The sequence below is a fragment of the Streptomyces cynarae genome (assembly GCF_025642135.1).
Taxonomy (GTDB): domain Bacteria; phylum Actinomycetota; class Actinomycetes; order Streptomycetales; family Streptomycetaceae; genus Streptomyces; species Streptomyces cynarae.
Window position 1 is genome coordinate 8,738,118 of record NZ_CP106793.1, and the last position, 16,896, is coordinate 8,755,013.

Consider the following 16,896-nt stretch of genomic DNA (forward strand, 5'->3'; position numbering starts at 1 on the left):
GGCGAGTTCGCGCACTTGAGTGCGCCAGGAGAGCCCGTCGGCGAGGATCCGCCGGTCAGGTGTGGATGCATTGGCGAGGATGCCAGCCGGCGAGACCGCAGCATCCCGCGGAGGTCTCGCAGCCCACGGCTTCCAGAAGCGCCTGATCCGCGTCGTATCCCGTGACTGACTAGTGGTGGCAGTGGGGCTGGACGAGGAGTTTCTCCGCTGCTCTTCGTGCTGCTCGGGTCGGTACCCCGCCTGGCACTTCTCGCGCTCTCGGTCTCTGGGTGTACGGCGTCTACGGCATGCCCGACCCTAAGAGGGTGTCTCACGTGGCAAGTGCGCGAGCTTCTTGTAGCAGGTCGGGGCGGCGGCCAGGCCGAGGAAGGCGAGGAAGTGCGAGCCCTTTCGTTCGTATCGGACGGTGAGGCGGCGGTAGCCGAAGAGTCAGGCGATCGACCGTTCGATCTTTGAGCGGTGCCGACCGAGGCGTTCGCCGGATTCGATGCCGGGCCGCGCGATGCGCGCGACGAGCCCGCGCTCGCGCAGCCAGGCCAGGTGTTCGGTGGAGAAAAACGCCTTGCCGCGCGGAGTTTGACGGGGCGGCGCCGCCGTGGTCCCCGGCGGGACCGGACGGCGGGTATGCCGCGGGACCAGCGGATTGAGGGCGAGGCTGTCGTGCATGTTCGCGCCGGACACGGCGACGGCGAGCGGGATGCGCTGGGCATCGGACAGCACGTGCAGCTTGCTGCCCTTCTTGCCGCGATCGACCGGGTTCGACCCGTCAGCGATCCTCCCTTTTGGCGCGAACGGAGCCGCGTCGACGATCGCCGAGGTCCAGTCCACCTCGCCCCGGACCCCGAGTTCGTCCAGCACCGCCCGGTGCAGCCGACGCCACAGGCCGGCCTCGGTCCATACCGTGAAGCGGCGATGCGCGGTGGCGGGCGACGTGCCGAACGTCGGCGGCAGATGCCGCCAGGCACAGCCGCTGGTCAGCACGTACACCACTGCCGTGAACACGGCCCGCTCGTCACACGGAGCGGTGCCACCACCTTGCGGACGAGCCGCGAACGACGGCAGCAACGGGGGGACCCGCTCTCAGAGTTCATCAGGAATCAGACACTTCGATAGATCAGCACCCACGGCCGGCATCATGCCGCTCGAACATCAAGTCACGTGAGGCAACCTCTAAGCCTTGATTGATGCGGCCGACCTGGCGGCCTGCTCGATCTTCGCGCAGTAGGCTGCACGGGCTTCCTCGTCGATCTGGTTCTCGAGCTCGGCGCGCAACCCGGTCCGGCCGTCGAGGCCCTCGCGCAGGATGTCGGCGTGCCCGGCATGCCGGATGGACTCGCTGAGGACATGGACCATGACGGCGAACAGGTTCGTGTCGGGCTCCGGCCACCACGGCACGCGGCCGGGGGCGTCGAGGGGAAGCTCGTTGATCGTCGCGTCCGAGTGTTCCCACGTGCGCCGGTAGAACCCGATGATCTGATCGCGGGTCTCGTCCTCGGTCGCCCACAGATCGCTGCCGTCGTAGTCCTGCCACCGGCACAGCGGTTCCGGGGAAGGGCGGTCGAAGACCTCGCCGAAGTACCTGGCCTCGACGGTGGCCACGTGTTTGACCAGGCCGAGGAGGTTGGTCCCGGTCGCTGTCAAAGGTCGGCGGGCGTCGTATTCGGACAAGCCGTCGAGTTTCCAGAGCAGCGCCTTGCGGTCCCGCCGCAGTCTCCAGTGCAGGTTGTCTTTCGCGAATTCATCGATCATGCGGCATGAGCCTGCCATGGGCTGCTCGTGGGTCTCAAGATCCCGTACGTGGTCCGCGACGACTGGCAGAGCCGAGGCCTGGCCATGGTAGTCAAATCCGCGCATGTCCCCGAAGAGCGGTACTGGACGTACGACGGTCCCAAGGCGGTAGCACAGCTCGATGCACAACTCAAGTGTGGCAGCCGTACGTGACAAGGAGGCCGATGCCGTAGATAACTTTCATCAGACGGGAAGTGACTCCTTATCCGTCTGAATCGAGAGGGTGCCGCACGCATACGCGGCACCCTCTGTCGCCGGGTGTTCAGAAGGCCCCGTCCGCATGCGTCAAGGGCCATGCAACCACCCGATCGGGTCTCCCGCTCGAAGCGCAACCCATCAAGGTCGAAAAGATGACAGCTACTTACCAGTTGGTGCTGATCTGGGTGCGACTGCCGAGGGTGTTCATGCCGTTGAGGGTGCCGCTTCCGGGATAGAAGTAGAGACCGCCGTCACTGGTCTGGATCGCGTCCAGGTCTCCGATGCCGTCACCGTTGAAATCGGCTCCGACCAGTTGCTGCATGGAGGTCCAGTTGGTGCCGATCTGAGTGCGGCTGCCGAGCGTGTTCATGCCGTTGAGGGTTCCGGCGGAGGGATAGGCCCACAAGGCGCCGGCGGTGTCGACGGCGAGCAGGACCGGCTTACCGCCGGCGGTGAGCGGCCCTGGGGCGGCCAGTTGCATGCCGCCCCAGTTGGAGCCGATCTGGGTGCGGACGCCGAGGGTGTTCATGCCGTTGAGGGTGCCGCTCCCGGGGTAGGCCCACAGGGCGCCGGAGCTGTCCAGGGCGATCAGGTCAGGCCTGCCGTCGCCGGACACGTCCATGACGGCGAGTTGGCGCATGCCGCCCCAGTTGGAGCCGATCTGGGTGCGGACGCCGAGGGTGTTCATGCCGTTGAGAGTGCCGCTCCCGGGATAGAGCCACAGGGCGCCGGAGCTGTCCAGGGCGATCAGATCGGGCTTGCCATCGCCGGTGAAGTCGCCGGCGGCGAGTTGCTGCATGCCGCCCCAGTTGGAGCCGATCTGGGTGCGGCTGCCTACGGTGCCGCCCCCGGCGCCGGGGTAGAGGTACAGGTTGCCGGAGGCCGGTTCGATGCCGACGATGTCGGCCTGGCGGTCGCCGGTGAAATCTGCTGCAGCCGGGTGCTGGAGCGGGGGCTGGAAGGTGGGCCAGGGGATGTGGATGGCAAGACGGTCCTGGGAGTACTCGTTGATGTACCACAGTTCGTCGTGCTGGGTGTCGTAGGCGATGTTCTCACCGTTGGTGGCGACTCGCGCGGTGAGCAGCACGGGTTCGCCAAGCCATGCCTGGTAGAGGCAGTAGGGGCTGGTGGTGCCGCCCTTGACCCATTCGGGGCACGGGCCGGAGAGCAAGAACTGGTCGTGGCGCATCGCGATGCCCTGGACGCCTGGAACCGAGTCGAGGAACGCATCGCTGGCGTGGGCGGTACCTGACGTCATGGCGAGCAGACCTGTGGCGGGGTCGAGGGGCCACCGGACGATGGTGCCGTTGCCGGCGCCGAAGGTGGGGGCCTGGTCGGAGCCGGCGACGGTGACGAGTGCAGGGGTGGCCTGGCTGGTGTCGAGGCTGGCGCCGCTGATGCAGGGCTGGGTGGGCTGGTCCTGGCTGCAGGAGTTGGGGATCGGGTAGGTGAAGGTGCCGATGCGGGGCAGGACGTAGGGGAAGCCGTCGGCGTGGAACTTGCCGTCGGTGCCAAGGCCGACGGTGGTGCGGGTGGTGTCAACGGCCCAGAAGTCGTTCAGGTCGAAGACGTCGAAGCCGGAGTATTCGTTGGCGGGCGTGCCGTCGACGCTGGGAACGCGGTTGCCGACGTAAAGCTTGTCTTCGTACAGGACCACGGCGTCACCGTGGCCGGGCATGGCGGTGAATCCGGTGGCAGGGTTCTTGCTGGGGACGACCAGCAGCGCGTGCAGGTAGGTGACGGCGCTGGGGTTGGTCTCGTCGGCGACCGTGACACGGACCTGGCTGTCGTCGCTGTTGTGCCAGCTGACCAGGACGAGCTTGCGGCCGTTGACGAGCCCGGTGGTACCGGCCCCGGAGGAGGTGGTGACGCCTTGGGGGACCCAACTCGTGCCGGTCTCATCGCCGTTGGCGGCGTTCCAGCAAAAGCCCTGGGCCGTGGTGAGGTCTCCGGTGGAGGTGCACAACGCCTGAGCCGGGGTGGTGGCCTGCCCGGCGACGGTGGTCAGCGGCACCGGCGCCAGGGAGGGGTTGGCGTTCTGGACGGCCTGGGCGTAGCCGGTGTCGGTGGCATCCCAGGTCAAGGTGTACGCGGACGGGTCGGTGCGGGTGATCGGGGTGCTGGTGGCGACCTGGCCGTCGGCGAGCAAGGTGCTCGCCGAGGCCACGGTGCCCGGCAGCAGCGCCAACACAGCAGAGATGAGGCCCAATAGGGCCGCGGCGAGGGGGCGGGGCAGGCGTTTCACGAGGGGAGCTCCTTGGCGTCGTCGGCTTAGGACGGTCGGAACGGGGGCTGATGCAACACCACCGGGCGGGCCCGCGCGGGGTGCGCAGGGCCCGCCCGGTGGTATGGGTTGTGCTGGCGGGGGTGCTGACTTGCTGTCAACTTGTCTGGCGCCACTTTCAGTTGGTGTGGATCTGGGTCCCGGTGCCAGGGTAGAGGTGGAGGTTTCCGGCGGCGTTGGAGGGTGCCTCGACGGCGACGACGTCACCGTTGCAGCCGGCGTGGAAGTCGCCGCCGGCGAGTAACTCACGCTGTTCCAGTTGGTGCCGACCTGGACCCGGGTGCCGAAGTGGGTGAGCTCGGACATGATGTTCCAGCCGATGCCGACTTGAACGCGGCGCCCAGGGTGCTCAGACCGTTGATCTGACCGGAACTCGGGTTGAACTCGCTGAACGCGTTGTTCGAGGTCAGACGATCGAGCCCATCTCGTAGCGCTTGGAGATCACCTGGAAGACCAGGTTGGCCTTGGCTCGTTCCAGGGGCTGGTAGCCCACCTCGTCGAAACCCAGGACGCTCTGCCTCAGATAGGTGCGGAGTCTGCTGGTCAGCCGCCTGCGGTCTCGGCGGCCCTGAGGTGGCGGACCATGTCGTCGAGGCTGGTGAAGTAGATCAAGTAGCCGGCCCGGCAGGCAGCGACCGTCAGGGCGACTGCGATGTGAGTCTTGTCGACCCCGGGCGGGTCGAGCAGGGCTGCGTTCGCCCTCGCTTCGACGAAGGACAGCGTGGCCAGGTCCTTGACCTTGCGCGGATCGAGCTCGGGCTGGAAGGGGAAGTCGTAGTCGTCCAGGGTCTTGCGTGACCGCGGGCGATGCCCCGCCGCGGCCCCGCCAAGAGCGGCGTCCGGCGAGGGTGTTGCCGCAGGTGAGCGCGGTTTGCGCGGGACGAGTACGCCTTGTCTCCGGCGACCGCGTCGGGTCGGGTGCGGGTAGGGCCGATGGGCCTGCGGACTCGTACTTTCTTGAGCCCGGGGGGATGAACTGCGGGCTGTCGGCAGTCCGTCCTGCGTCAGGACGTCGCCATCAGGCGGCATTTCGGTCGGCGGCGAGGTGCACCTTGCTGGTCTGCCCGCCCCTCGAACGCCCGAGGAGGGCGGCTTTCAGACGGAGCTTGTGTCGGCGCCGGGTGCGTCGGCGTTCTTCCCGTGTCGGGTCGTCTCCAGTGTCCTGATCACCTTGCTCCTCCGGGCTGCCCCCCTTTGCCGCCCCTTGTCGTCTTCGGCGGCGGCCTTCGCCAAGGCAGCGACAGCGTCGGGGGCAAGATGCATCCCCGCAGCGTCATGGTGGGCTCGGGAGGTGGAGTCCACGCTGACCAGGGAAAGATCCACGTCACCCCGCTTCGCGGCTTCCGCGATCAGGCCCTCCAGCAGGGCTTGGAAGACGCCAGCGTCCCACCACTGCCGGAAGCGGTCGTGAACAGTCGACCAGGCACCGAACTCCTGCGGATCTCCCGCCGCTGCCCACCCGTCCGGAAGCGCCAGATCACGCCCTCGAACTGCTGCCGCAGCCGTTCGGGGTACGGGCCGTATCTGCCGATCGGCAGATACGGCCCGATGAACTCCCACTCCGCATCCGTCAGTTGCATTTGAGTCACACAAGACGATCTACCGCATCAGGCTGCTCAAGGGCGGCGAGAACCGCAACTCGATACGTGCCCTAGGCGGGCTGCGGGGCGGGCGTTGCCGGAGCGGCCGCGACTTTGCGGGTCTCGCGCATTATCAGCAGGCCGTTGGCCACCATCAGTGTCGCGGTCAGGGCGTGGACGCCGAGCGCGGTGGCCACGGAGCCGTGGTGGGCCAGCACGGTGGCCATGTCGCCGTACGCGGCGAGTGCCTCCACCAGCAGTACCCAGCCCAGCGCCCGCCGGTGGCCCGTGACCAGCAGGATGCCCAGGACCAGGGCCAAGACGACGTCGCGGATTCCCTTGATGATCAGGAAGCCGCCGCCGTCGCCGGACGGCCAGCGCGGCAGGCCGAAGGTCGGCGCCGTCGTCTCCGGGCTCAGGATGAACTCCCCACCGAACCAGAGGATGAAGAGGATGAAGGCGGCGGCCAGGACGGTGTTGATCTTCTTCAGCGACATCGTTCTTCTCCCTGCGAGTCTTCGTCGGCTTGGTGAGCTTCGTGGAGCTTGCTGAGTCCTGTGGGGGCTGATCAGGCCGCGCGCGGCTGATCAAGGGGGTGGCCGGTCGCGCACGCTGATCGAGGGGGTGGCTGGTTCGGGACCACAGTTGTGGGGTCTGAGCGGCAGCTGCATTCCCGACTGCGGTTTAGGTGGCCACCTGCCGCCCGAGGAGTGGGGATTGTGCGCCACCGGCGCGGCGTCGGCCCGCTGCGTCAGAAATCCGAAGCCCTCTCGGGCTCACCCCGACGGGGCAAAGGCCGTCGATATGAAGGGGCGAACCAGCGCATGTCGGGGGTGCGGTGTTGTCAGACGAGAGCGGAGACGAGCAGGGCGAAGGCGGCGATGATGACGGCGACGCGGACGTAGTGGAAGCGCTCCCAGCGGTTCAGCTGCTCCTTCCAGTCCGCGGGCCGGTTCTCAGGGGTCCAGGTCTTGTTCCGGTTGTTGATCGGGACGAGCAGCAGCATCGACATGATCACGCTGACGATCAGCAGTCCGGCGGCGGTGACGACGAGTCCGGCGCCGTGGTGGTGCCATCCGGCGACGGCCCAGATCGCGCTGAGGACGAGCGAGCCGATGTACCAGAACGGCATCAGGGCGCCGAGCATCCGGCCGCCGTGGGCGTGGCCGAGCTGGCCGCTGTCCTCGGGAAGCGCGTCCAGGATCCGGTTCATGATGAAGGCGACGGAGAACTCCACCCCCACCATCAGGCCGACGACGACGGTGGTGACGACCTCGAGTGCGTTGAGCATGACGATCCCTCCCGTGAACTAGCGTTGCTAGCTGATGATGCGACGCTAGCACTGCTATCGCTCGGTTGTCTAGCAGTGCTAGAATCCAGTCATGTCGGTACAGGAACGCAAGCAGCGCGAACGGGCGGAGCGCGAGCGCCTCATCGTGGCGACGGCCCGCGAACTCGCCGAGCAGCAGGGCTGGGACGCGGTCACCACCCGCCGGCTCGCCGAGCGCATCGAATACAGCCAGCCCGTCCTCTACAGCCACTTCCGCGGCAAACGCGAGATCATCGGCGCCGTCGCCCTTCAGGGGGCCGCCGAACTGGCCGGGGCGGTGCGGGCCGCGACCTCTGCTGCGGACGGCCCGCGCGCCCGGGTCGCCGCCCTGGCCCGCGCCTACCTCGACTTCGCCGCACGCAATCCGGCGGTCTACGACGCCTTGTTCCAGCTCGACGGTGGCCTGGCGTACGCGCAGGAGGACACCCCCGAGCCTCTGAAGGACGCCTTCGCCGCCCTGCTGGAGACTCTCGGCGAGGTCGCCGGCGACGGCGTCAACCCGGGGCTGTTCACCGAGCTGTTCTGGGCGTCCCTGCACGGACTCGCGACCCTGACCCGGGCGGGACGGCTGCTGCCCGAGGACGCCGAGCCGAGGGTGGAACTGCTGGTGGACCGGCTCGCTGTGCTCTGACACACCATCCCGGCAGGGCACGCGGCCGGAGCCCTCTGGCCCCGCCGCTGCCCGCCTACGGCAACGCTTCGGGTCACTCGCGTCCACACGACGCAGCGGTGCGGCAGGGTCCCGCGGCGGTGAGCTCCCTGCGGGCCGTCCGCAGATCGCCGGGCCCCGCACCCCAGACGGCACACGCCGGGAAGCTGAGATACTCATTGATCACGACCCGATACGCGCCCTGACGCCGCGTCATTCGCCGGTGCTCTCGTCGTCCTCGCCGAGGTGGACGGTCACCGGGTCACGCAGTGGGCGCAGGCCCTCGCGTGGCGGGCGGGCGGCGAAGCTGTAGCGGCCCAGGCAGTTGAGGTCGGCGTGCTTCAGCGGGGAGACCCGGGCCACGTCTTCGTCGAAGAGGTCATGCTCCCGCTCCTAGGGCGGCGGGGCCCGCAGGTGGTCGACGGCGGCGTCGAGGTAGCGGTTCGTCCAGAGCGCGGCGGCATTGAGGACCAAGCCGAGCGCCCCGAGTCGGGCCTCTTACCCTATGCGGTACGCCTGCATTCTGGCGGTCCGATCTGGGACCACCGGGCGGTGTCGATGGGTGTCCCGGCAGGCGGTCGATCAGGACGTCGGCAGCCAGCAGCGGCGCTTGTAGCCGATCAGGTCGATGAACTGGCTGCCATTCGTTTCGATCACGCTCCGGGAGGCGCGTTCGTCTCGTCGCGGGTCGGGAGGGCCTGTGTGATGGATCGGGAAAGCTCAGTCGCCTCGGATGCGGGCATGCAGATGCATGTCGTGTCGGCCGTCGTCATGCACGGCGGCGCTGCGTTTGGTGCCTTCCAGGAGGTAACCGGACTTGGTGGCGACCCTGCATGAGGCATGGTTGCGGGTCGAGTGGTCCAGCTCCAGCCGGTGGAAGCCGATCTCGTGCAGGGCCCAGGCGGTGAGCGCCCAGAGGCTGTGCGAGGCCACACCGGCGCCGCGGGCGATCGGGAGCACCCAGTAGGCCACGTTGGCTGTGCCGTCGTCGAAGTCCAGTCCGCGCAGTGCGATCCGGCCGAGTACCTCGTCGCCGTCGCGAGTGATCGCCCAGTGGCCGCCCTTCTCGCGTTTCCAGTCCTGGCGGTATGCGTCGAACCATTCGCGGGCCTGGGCCTCGGAGGAGGGCCGACGCGTGTGCCAGCGGCGGATCTCATCATCTTGATAAGCAGACAGGAACGCTGGTGCGTCGGATTCTTCCCAGGGGCGCAGCAGCAAGCCGCCGGTGGCGGAGAGTACGGGTTGGGGGGAGTCACCGAGCAAACCGGGGGCAATGACGGGCGGCGTCGACAGGGCGCGAGTCATGCACCATGATCGCCTGACGCTGACCACACACGTCAACAGCGAGCCCCGCGAGCTGGGCACTACTTGATTCCGTTGGTCTTGTTCGCCTTGGTGCGGGCCAGGCGGTAGGACTCCTTACCGGTCTCGATGAGGGTGGCGTTGAAGGTGAGCCGGTCGACGATCGCCGCGCAGAGCCGCGGGTCGGTGAAAGTCTTGGACCAGGCGGTGAACGCCTCGTTGGAGGCGATGGCAATACAGTTCTTGTCCTCACGTTCGGTGAGGACCTGGAAGAGCATCTCGGCCCCGCGGCGGTCGAGTTGAGGTAGCCGCGTTCATCGATTTCGAGCGGGTCGACTCGCCCGTAGCGGGCGATGGTCTTGCCGGGCTGCTTGTCGTCGGCGGCTTCAACGAGCTCATTCACCAGGCTGGCGCCGGTGCTGTAGCGGACGCGGTAGCCGGCCATGGATGCTCACCCGATGACCGGGGCCCCGCTCCTGCGGGGCGCCAGCCATCGGGTGGGGCCTTCGCATCACGGCGGTCGCCGCGCTGAGCGACGCGTGCTTGACCGGTTCCCACGGTTCTGTGGTTCAGGCGACCGTCATGCCGGACGCGACGGCCGGCAACGCGACCAGCCAGCCCGGTACGCCATGGGCTGGACGCGTCAGTGGCGACGAACGTCCTGGGCCTTCTCCCGCCGCTCCGCCTCGGTGCGACCGCCCCAGACGCCGTAGGCCTGACGAGAGGCCTTGGCGAAGAGATCACAGGCAGAACTGACTGGACAGGACCCGCAGATCGCGCGTGCTGCCTCTTCCCGCCGTCGGCGTGCAGCGCCCCGCTCACCGGTGGGTGAGAAGAAGACGGAGCTGTCCATGCCACGGCACGCTGCGTCGGCCTGCCACTTCCATATTTCCAAAAGGGGTTTCGTCTGCGATTTCACGAAGGCCTCCGCTCGAATGATCCGCAATGGTCGTTTCGTGGCGCCATTGCTACGGTAGCGACGGCTACCCCAGACAGTTGTCTTTCCCTGTCTTTCCCTGCACGCAGGGAAGTCCACGAGCGCACTGGTCGCCCCCTAAACGAACGTGCGTGCCCAGTCCGCGAATCCGGTCCCACGGAGTTCCCGGATGAGTGCCGCGCAGTGCGGGAATGGCCGCGCGATAGCCGGGTCCGTTCAGGAACGTCCACACCGCATGGATACCGGGATTGCTGATCTCTGGCAGTGGTATGCACTCGTGCCGGACCTCACGTCCCAGCACCCGCGCCGAGCGTGGCCGCCATCTGTGCGGGAGTGGGCGCGTCGCCGGCCGGCTCGATACGCCGCCGACATAGGGGGCGGCGTTGAGCAGGACTTCCGCCGCGACCGAGGTCGGGGCGGGCCACGTGCTGCAACGGTCGGTCGGGTGGGAGCGGCAGATCGAGAACGCCGTCGAGGACGCGTTCCGAGGAGGCTGCGTGGGCAGGGGCATCGGCCCCGACTTTGCCAAGACCGCGGAGGCCCGTGGCCCGCGACAGGTTGAGCGCCGGCCGACCAAGGACAAGAAGCCACCGCACCGAGCCGAGGGCCGGCTTCCGCAGGCCTTCCGGAACCCGGCCGACTGGCAGGCCGTGTCGGTCTCCTCGCCCGTAATGTTCCCTATGGGCGGCCGTGCGGCGATGGATCGGAAATCCTGCACGGCGATGGGTGCAGGATGTGCGGCTCTCGCCCTGCCAATTGCCGCAAAGACACGAACGAGGTGTTGTTGTGGCGCAATGGATGAGGCGCGAGGACGAGCGGCTGCTGTCCGGTCGAGGCCGGTATGTTGCCGATATCGACGTGCCGGGGTGTCTGGATGCCGCTTTTGTGAGAAGCAAGGTGGCCCACGGCATGCTGCGTGCCGTGGACTGTACGGCGGCCCGTGAGGTACCGGGTGTCGTGGGAGTATGGTCGGCCGCGGATCTGCCGGACCTCCCTCCGGTGCCGTACACGCTGCTGGCGAGGCTCTCCACGGAGGATGCCGTCGCGGGCCGGGAGTGGCCGGCCCTCGTGAAGGACCGGGTGCGCTATCCGGGCGAGGCGCTTGCGGTCGTCCTGGGAGAGGACCGGTACCGGGCCGAGGACGGGGTCGCCGAGGTCACTGCCACGATCGATCCCCTGCCCGCAGTGGTGACACCGTCCGCGGCGCTGGACGACTCCGTCCGCCTGTTCGACGGGCTGAGCAATATCGCCCTGCGGGGCGAGGCGGGAGAGCCCGTCGACCCGTCCGTCTGGCAGGATGCGGCCGCCGTTGTCGAGGCGACCTACCGCCAGCAACTGCTGATGCCCAGCCCCATGGAGTGCCGCACGATCCTCGCCGTACCCGAGGGGGACCGGCTGACCGTATGGCCGGGGCACCAGATGCCGCACCGGCTGCGGCGGGACCTCGCCGCACTGCTCGGTTGGTCCATCGACCGGATCCGGGTGGTGGTCCCCGACACGGGAGGCGCCTTCGGGTCCAAGAGCGCCGCCTTCCCCGAGGTCGTGGTCGTCGCCCACCTGGCGGTGAAGCTCGGGCGGCCGGTCCGCTGGATCGAGGACCGCCTGGAGTCGATGCTCGTCGCCACCCGGGGCCGGGGGCAGGACCAGACCGTCCGGCTCGCCGCCGACGCCGAAGGACGGCTCCTCGCTTACGAGTTGACGATCGACGCAGACGTCGGCGCCTACCCGACCTCGGTGTGGGCCTGCCGATGCAGACGGCATGGATGGCGACCGGCGCGTACACCACGCCACGCGTCCACGCGAGGCTGCGCTCGGTGCTCACCAACACCATGGTGACCTATCCGTACCGGGGCGCCGGCCGCCCCGAGGCGGCGATCGCGATCGTCTGAACAGGACTTGTCGGCCGCGCTGCTTGCGGACTGGGAACGGGATCGGCTCTCGCACCTGGTGGCGCTGTCGCAGGCCGGTATCGATCTGGCCAATCGGTCGTCACTCGGGACAGCCGGCAGCCGCCGCTTCTTTGTTTCCGCCTGAGTCCGCCTGAGTCGTCTTCACGGGTACGGTCGGACGTTGCGCAAGAGCAGGCGCAGCCGCCCCGGTTCGTTAGAGCCAGTAAGCCGTCAGCGAATGAGATGACCCATCGGAGAGTGCCGAAGCGGCCCAGGACGCTCCGCCCCGGACCATGACGTGAGGTCGGACGCGACACTGCCCGATGACGCAGGAATAGCGGATCACATCAGGCAGTTGCCTCCGGCGAAGACATGTTCTCGGCGTCCACGCGCCTTGCATATAACCCTGAAAGGCAACGACACCCATGTTCCAGCACATCCTGGTCGCCATCGACTCCGATCCGGGACGCCACTCCACGCTGCGCCTGGCCGGCGACGTGGCCCGGCTGACCCAGGCCACGGTCAGCGTTCTGCACATCGCCGCAACTGCGGCCTCACTAGCCGCCGTCGTCCCTCTGGAAGATGACGTCGAGGCCAAGGCCGTACTGGATGAGGCTGTCGCCGAACTGCGCGACAGCGGGGTCGCGGCCGACGGTACCGTCGTCCGCGCCTTGACCACACAGATCGCCGCAACCATCTCGGCCACTGCCGAGGACGCGGGAGCCGACCTCATCGTCATCAGTCCCCACCACCGCGGAACCGTCGAGGCGTTCTTCCACCCTCGCGTCAGCGACGCTGTCGCCCACGCCAGCAAGGTAGCCGTTCTCCTCGCGCCCGAAGAGTCCGCTGCACGTGAGAACTCATCGCAGAACAGCCTGCCGACGAGCACGTCATCTCACGATGCGTTGACCAAGCGGCCCTGACAGGCCGTTGATGCCTCTGGTCACGCGGCGAGAGCCGGGGGGTTGATGCACACGCTCCGGCCTCAGGCGGCTGATCCCGACCCCCTGAGCTTGATCCGCTTCGCCGGACATCGAACCTCAGGGGTTTCCGCCCCGGGCGGCGATCTGGTTCTCCGCGAGGGCCTTGGTGCGGTCCGGCGGCGCCGGCGACGGGGGTGGAGGCCGTCCAGGTTAGGACGTCGCGGGCGGTGGCCAGGTCGCGGACGTCTTGGATCCGGTCGGCGGCGGGCGGGACGGGGAGCCATCTGGGTCGGCGGGACGCGGCGCTCCGGGCAGGTGCTGCAGGGGGGAGCGGCGCGCGCCTTGTTTGGGCGGATGCCTTCCGGGTGAGGCCGCGGAAGGGCCGGACGAAGACGGATCCGTCGGCACGGAGGACCGCGACGTTACGTGGCCCTGCGGTGGGTCGTCGGCCGGGCCACTGGAAGTGCAGCCGGCAGCGGTGATGTCGGGGGCGCGGCGGGTGCGGTAGGGGATGATCACGGTGACGGGCCTGCCACGTTCCAGGTACTCCCGGCGGGTCATGCTGCTCACCGGGCGGGGCCGGGACGGCGTCGTGGGGCTGGCCGTCCAGGAGCCTGCTGGCGGCCTTTTTGCCGACACGACGCATGCGGACCGCGTCCGGCGGGGCGTCGCCTTCCCTTCCGCTCCATTTGCGGCCCTGGGCGTCGATGAGAACGACGCTACCGCCGGTCGTGTCCGTGGTCTTCGGGTGCGTACGCCCCCATTGCTTGAGGAAGAAGGGCACGTCCGCCCACTCGCATTGATCGCCTAGGGTTCGCGTCCCCTGCGGGTGCATCGGGCGGGCACCGGGACCGGATTCACCACCGACGATGATCCAGTCGATGCAGTGAAGGCGACGCCGGCAGTATTCTCCGAAGTGGACGTAGGAGGCGGTCAGGCCGTGACTGCGTTCGTTGCTCCGCTTCAGAGGCATCCGGCAGGCTTCGAGGGCCGTAGCCGAGTACCCAGAGCACCAGGACGGCGCAGGACGGTCACGGGTGGCTGCCGTAGCCTCGGGAGCATGGAGACACACCCCGCAGTCCGGTGGCAGATCGGTCGGACGACCGTCCACCGGGTGGACGAGATCCAGGTGACCGGCCTCGCCCGCATGCTGCTCCCCGACGCCACGCCCGCCGTGGTCGCCGAGGTGCCCTGGCTGCCGCCGTCCAGCGTGGACGGCGACGGGGAACTGATCGCGTCGGTGCACACCTTCGCCGTCGAGGTGGACGGGCAGCGCATTCTGGTCGACACGGGCGTCGGCAACGACAAGGCGCGCCCCAATCCGGCCTGGGACCACCTCGCGACACCGTTCACCGACCGGCTGGCGGCCGCGGGATTCCCGCCCGAGAGCGTCGACCTGGTGATCAATACCCACCTCCACATGGACCACGTCGGCTGGAACACTCGGCTCGACGACGGCACATGGCGCCCCACCTTCCCCAACGCCCGCTACCTGATGACCCGCACGGAGTACGCGTACTGGGACGGTGCCGAGCTGCCGGCCGCCCGTCGCGAACTCCTCGTCGACTCCGTCCACCCCGTGCGCGACGCGGGCCTGCTCGACCTGGTGGACGTGCCGGACGACGGTGTCGAGGTGGCCGCCGGTCTGCGGTTGCTTCCCGCGCCCGGCCACACTCCCGGCCAGGTGGCGGTGCGCATCGACAGCGCCGGAAGCTCGGCGCTGATCACGGCCGACTGCCTGCACCACCCCGTGCAGCTCGCCCGGCCCGGCATCGGCTGCACCGCCGACACCGATCCGGCCATGGCAGCCCGCACCCGCGCCGCCCTGCTCGCTTCCGTGGCGGACACCGGCACGCTGCTGCTCGGCAGCCACTTCACCCACCCGACGGGCGGGCACGTGCGACGCGACGGCACTGCGTTCCGCCTCGACGCGTGACCTGATCACGGCACGGGACGGCAGGTTGCCGGGGATCGCGCACAGCGCCCACTGCGCGGCCTCGGCCACATCACGGCGGTCAGCCGCAGGAACTGTGAGGGGTGGGTGGCTATCAGGGATGTCTGCGCGGGGGCCAGGTGATCGAGTGCGAGCACGGTTCGCGCCTGTGCCAGCCTTGGCCTCGGTTCTGCTCGGGGCGAGTCAGCCGGGGGAGCAGGCGCTGTTCGACGCGGATGGCTTGCTCGGTGGTGGTGGCGAAGCGGGCGGCTGTGTGCAGGCTCTCTGCGGACAGGCGCCACTCGATTCCTGTATGGCCGGCCCTGCCAGCACCGACACGCCCCGTTGACTGAACGCACCTTGGAGATTCCGCAGTTCAGAGGGAAAGTGGAGTCCGTAGTCGCTACGGTCACCGGTCGTGACGAACGATCCGCCCGAACGGGCTCTGGTCGCCTTGGTGGTTCCTCGATGGGGTCGACTGGTGGAGAGACCGGCGACCGGTACGAGCCCTATCGGCTCGTCGACGCCGATGGTGTGACCGTGGAAGCGGTCACGACGAGGGGGCCGGGTGCTGCCGAACGTCAAGGTCGACCTGTACGCGACGATCCGGCGTGATGCCGGGACCGGCATGTCGACGCGCGCGCTCATGGGAAGTACGGCGTCGGCTTCAACACCGTGCAGAGGGCTCTGATCTCGGCCGCCGGAGCCGCGCAAGAAGATGAGGCCACGGGCAGCATACGGCCGTGAACCTTGGCATCCCCACTACGCGGGGTGATCGATGAACCCACGAAGGTGGACTGCCGCGTGACCCTCGACCAAGATCGAGAACAAGTTCAAAGAAGCGTGCATCAAACGCCCTTCAGAACACGATCAAGTGCCGCGCGGCCTACAGGTCCCCAGTGCGGCTTGCCGCCGGGAAGGCCCCGATCTCCGTTCTGCCCCATGAGCATCAGAAAGAGGCTCTTCATCGCGGCCAACCCGCGGGCGCGCCGGATCGCTGCCTCGTCCGCATGCGCGTACATGTCGAAGAACCGTGAGGCCGTGCCCGCGGGTAGCAGCACCCATGCGGCGGCGAGGTCCCACGCCGGATCGCCGGCGAACATGTCACCGAAATCGACGATGCCCGAGAGCGTTCCGTCCGAGACGACGACGTTCGCGGGATGGAGGTCGCCGTGCACCCACACCGGCGGGCCCTCCCACGCGTGGGCCGCAACGGCGTCGTCCCAGACGGCCCGGACGTCGGCAGCGATGTCGTCGGGGGCAACGGCCTGGAAGAAGTTCTCGAAGCCGTCCGTGCAGTTCCTGGGATGGGCACCGCGGTCCGTGGCGATCGGCGCCTCGGCGGGCGCCTCCACATGGAGCGCCCGGAGGAAACCCGCCAGCGTGTCGGCCGCGTGGGCGCCGCGGCTGATCGAGCCGTGGTCCAGCGGCTCGCCGGGAACCCACGTCATCACGGTCCAGTGCTTGGGGAAGCGCTCGGACGGTGCGCCGAACCGCACCGGAGTCGGTACCGGGAGCGGCAGGCGCGGAGCCAGCACGGGTAGCCATCGCCGCTCCTTGAGCTGGAGCTCCGGGGTGCGGTCCATGCGCTGCATGCGGACGGCCAACTCATCCCCGAGGCGCCACATTTGGTTGCCCCAGCCGCCCGCCACCTCGCGGATGGCCAGCCCTGCAAGGTCTGGATGTTGCTCCTGCAGCAGGTCGCGGACCAGGTCTGCGGTGATCTCGATCTCGGTGTCGGTCATGCGAAGTCACAGTATCCTGTCTCCGCATCGCGGCTTCGGCTATCGGATCCTCGGGCAGGGCCTCGAAGACATCGGCATCCCGCCACTTCCTGAAGCCGTTGTGGAGGGTGCGCAAGGCGCCGAACTCGGCCGGCATCTCCCGCCACTGCCCGCCGGTCCGAAACCGCCCTTGCCCGCCGGTCCGAAACCGCCAACCGTCAGATCACGCCCTCGAACTGCTGCCGCAGCCGCTCGGGACACGGACCGTACCAACCGACCGGCAGTACGGCTCGACGAATTCCCGCACTTCGACGGTCAGTTGTGCCCGCGGCATGCACGACGCTCTACCACATGTCCTG

At 68.5% G+C, this 16,896-nt stretch carries 10 protein-coding genes and 8 pseudogenes; 4 read left to right on the forward strand and 14 right to left on the reverse strand.

Annotated elements, in window-relative coordinates:
• Window positions 1-297 precede the first annotated feature (297 nt).
• The 7 genes and pseudogenes from N8I84_RS39510 to N8I84_RS39545 form a co-directional block, all read right to left on the reverse strand.
• Window positions 298-1,125 (reverse strand): annotated as a pseudogene (locus N8I84_RS39510) (IS5 family transposase).
• Between the two features lie 45 nt (window positions 1,126-1,170).
• Window positions 1,171-1,749, reverse strand: coding sequence for a DinB family protein (locus N8I84_RS39515; RefSeq protein WP_263235031.1), 579 nt, complete (start codon window positions 1,747-1,749; stop codon window positions 1,171-1,173).
• A gap of 400 nt (window positions 1,750-2,149) precedes the next feature.
• Window positions 2,150-4,231 carry an FG-GAP repeat domain-containing protein gene (locus N8I84_RS39520; protein ID WP_263234345.1) on the reverse strand — a complete coding sequence of 694 codons (2,082 nt, stop codon included), beginning with the start codon at window positions 4,229-4,231 and terminating at the stop codon, window positions 2,150-2,152.
• Between the two features lie 371 nt (window positions 4,232-4,602).
• Window positions 4,603-5,062: pseudogene (locus N8I84_RS42925) on the reverse strand (ATP-binding protein); the annotation flags it as partial.
• A gap of 5 nt (window positions 5,063-5,067) precedes the next feature.
• A pseudogene (locus tag N8I84_RS39535) lies at window positions 5,068-5,859 on the reverse strand (transposase); the annotation flags it as partial.
• 62 nt (window positions 5,860-5,921) lie between these two features.
• Window positions 5,922-6,347, reverse strand: a complete 426-nt coding sequence (locus N8I84_RS39540; protein ID WP_263234346.1) for a DUF4267 domain-containing protein — start codon at window positions 6,345-6,347, stop codon at window positions 5,922-5,924.
• Between the two features lie 347 nt (window positions 6,348-6,694).
• Window positions 6,695-7,141, reverse strand: coding sequence for a DUF1772 domain-containing protein (locus tag N8I84_RS39545; protein WP_263234347.1), 447 nt, complete (start codon window positions 7,139-7,141; stop codon window positions 6,695-6,697).
• Window positions 7,142-7,232: 91 nt separating this feature from the next.
• On the opposite strand from N8I84_RS39545, the gene N8I84_RS39550 reads away from it, so the two are divergent.
• The gene (locus N8I84_RS39550; protein WP_263234348.1) at window positions 7,233-7,811 is read left to right on the forward strand and encodes a TetR/AcrR family transcriptional regulator; all 579 of its coding nucleotides are present in this window, start codon (window positions 7,233-7,235) and stop codon (window positions 7,809-7,811) included.
• Window positions 7,812-8,042: 231 nt separating this feature from the next.
• On the opposite strand, the pseudogene N8I84_RS43300 reads toward N8I84_RS39550, so the two are convergent.
• The 4 genes and pseudogenes from N8I84_RS43300 to N8I84_RS39570 form a co-directional block, all read right to left on the reverse strand.
• Window positions 8,043-8,348, reverse strand: a pseudogene (locus N8I84_RS43300) (Tn3 family transposase); the annotation flags it as partial.
• Between the two features lie 201 nt (window positions 8,349-8,549).
• A complete protein-coding gene (locus tag N8I84_RS39560; protein WP_263234350.1) occupies window positions 8,550-9,134 on the reverse strand; it encodes a GNAT family N-acetyltransferase in 585 nt (194 codons plus the stop codon).
• Between the two features lie 59 nt (window positions 9,135-9,193).
• Window positions 9,194-9,582: pseudogene (locus N8I84_RS39565) on the reverse strand (ATP-binding protein); the annotation flags it as partial.
• Between the two features lie 192 nt (window positions 9,583-9,774).
• Entirely contained in the window at window positions 9,775-9,984 is a 210-nt protein-coding gene (locus tag N8I84_RS39570) for a WhiB family transcriptional regulator (protein WP_313884358.1), read from the reverse strand.
• 882 nt (window positions 9,985-10,866) lie between these two features.
• Here N8I84_RS39570 and N8I84_RS39575 point away from each other — a divergent pair.
• Both N8I84_RS39575 and N8I84_RS39580 read left to right on the forward strand, forming a co-directional pair.
• Window positions 10,867-11,957: pseudogene (locus tag N8I84_RS39575) on the forward strand (xanthine dehydrogenase family protein molybdopterin-binding subunit).
• A 425-nt stretch (window positions 11,958-12,382) separates the two neighbouring features.
• On the forward strand, window positions 12,383-12,880 hold the full coding sequence (locus tag N8I84_RS39580) for a universal stress protein (protein ID WP_263234352.1): 498 nt from the start codon (window positions 12,383-12,385) through the stop codon (window positions 12,878-12,880).
• A gap of 592 nt (window positions 12,881-13,472) precedes the next feature.
• Here the strand turns inward: N8I84_RS39580 and N8I84_RS43305 are convergent.
• Window positions 13,473-13,853: pseudogene (locus N8I84_RS43305) on the reverse strand (DUF5131 family protein); the annotation flags it as partial.
• An 87-nt stretch (window positions 13,854-13,940) separates the two neighbouring features.
• On the opposite strand from N8I84_RS43305, the gene N8I84_RS39585 reads away from it, so the two are divergent.
• Window positions 13,941-14,816 (forward strand): MBL fold metallo-hydrolase, encoded by an 876-nt coding sequence (locus N8I84_RS39585; protein ID WP_263234353.1) that lies wholly within the window; start codon window positions 13,941-13,943, stop codon window positions 14,814-14,816.
• 845 nt (window positions 14,817-15,661) lie between these two features.
• Here the strand turns inward: N8I84_RS39585 and N8I84_RS39590 are convergent.
• Both N8I84_RS39590 and N8I84_RS39595 read right to left on the reverse strand, forming a co-directional pair.
• Window positions 15,662-16,558 (reverse strand): aminoglycoside phosphotransferase family protein, encoded by an 897-nt coding sequence (locus tag N8I84_RS39590; RefSeq protein ID WP_263234354.1) that lies wholly within the window; start codon window positions 16,556-16,558, stop codon window positions 15,662-15,664.
• 28 nt (window positions 16,559-16,586) lie between these two features.
• Window positions 16,587-16,871: pseudogene (locus tag N8I84_RS39595) on the reverse strand (transposase); the annotation flags it as partial.
• Window positions 16,872-16,896 lie beyond the last annotated feature (25 nt).

Bases quoted from the DNA above. Each gene is read 5' to 3' on its own strand.
- N8I84_RS39515 (WP_263235031.1), bottom strand. From the start codon at position 1,749: ATGATCGATGAATTCGCGAAAGACAACCTGCACTGGAGACTGCGGCGG.
- N8I84_RS39540 (WP_263234346.1), bottom strand. From the start codon at position 6,347: ATGTCGCTGAAGAAGATCAACACCGTCCTGGCCGCCGCCTTCATCCTC.
- N8I84_RS39545 (WP_263234347.1), bottom strand. From the start codon at position 7,141: ATGCTCAACGCACTCGAGGTCGTCACCACCGTCGTCGTCGGCCTGATG.
- N8I84_RS39550 (WP_263234348.1), top strand. From the start codon at position 7,233: ATGTCGGTACAGGAACGCAAGCAGCGCGAACGGGCGGAGCGCGAGCGC.
- N8I84_RS39560 (WP_263234350.1), bottom strand. From the start codon at position 9,134: ATGACTCGCGCCCTGTCGACGCCGCCCGTCATTGCCCCCGGTTTGCTC.
- N8I84_RS39570 (WP_313884358.1), bottom strand. From the start codon at position 9,984: ATGGACAGCTCCGTCTTCTTCTCACCCACCGGTGAGCGGGGCGCTGCA.
- N8I84_RS39580 (WP_263234352.1), top strand. From the start codon at position 12,383: ATGTTCCAGCACATCCTGGTCGCCATCGACTCCGATCCGGGACGCCAC.
- N8I84_RS39585 (WP_263234353.1), top strand. From the start codon at position 13,941: ATGGAGACACACCCCGCAGTCCGGTGGCAGATCGGTCGGACGACCGTC.
- N8I84_RS39590 (WP_263234354.1), bottom strand. From the start codon at position 16,558: ATGACCGACACCGAGATCGAGATCACCGCAGACCTGGTCCGCGACCTG.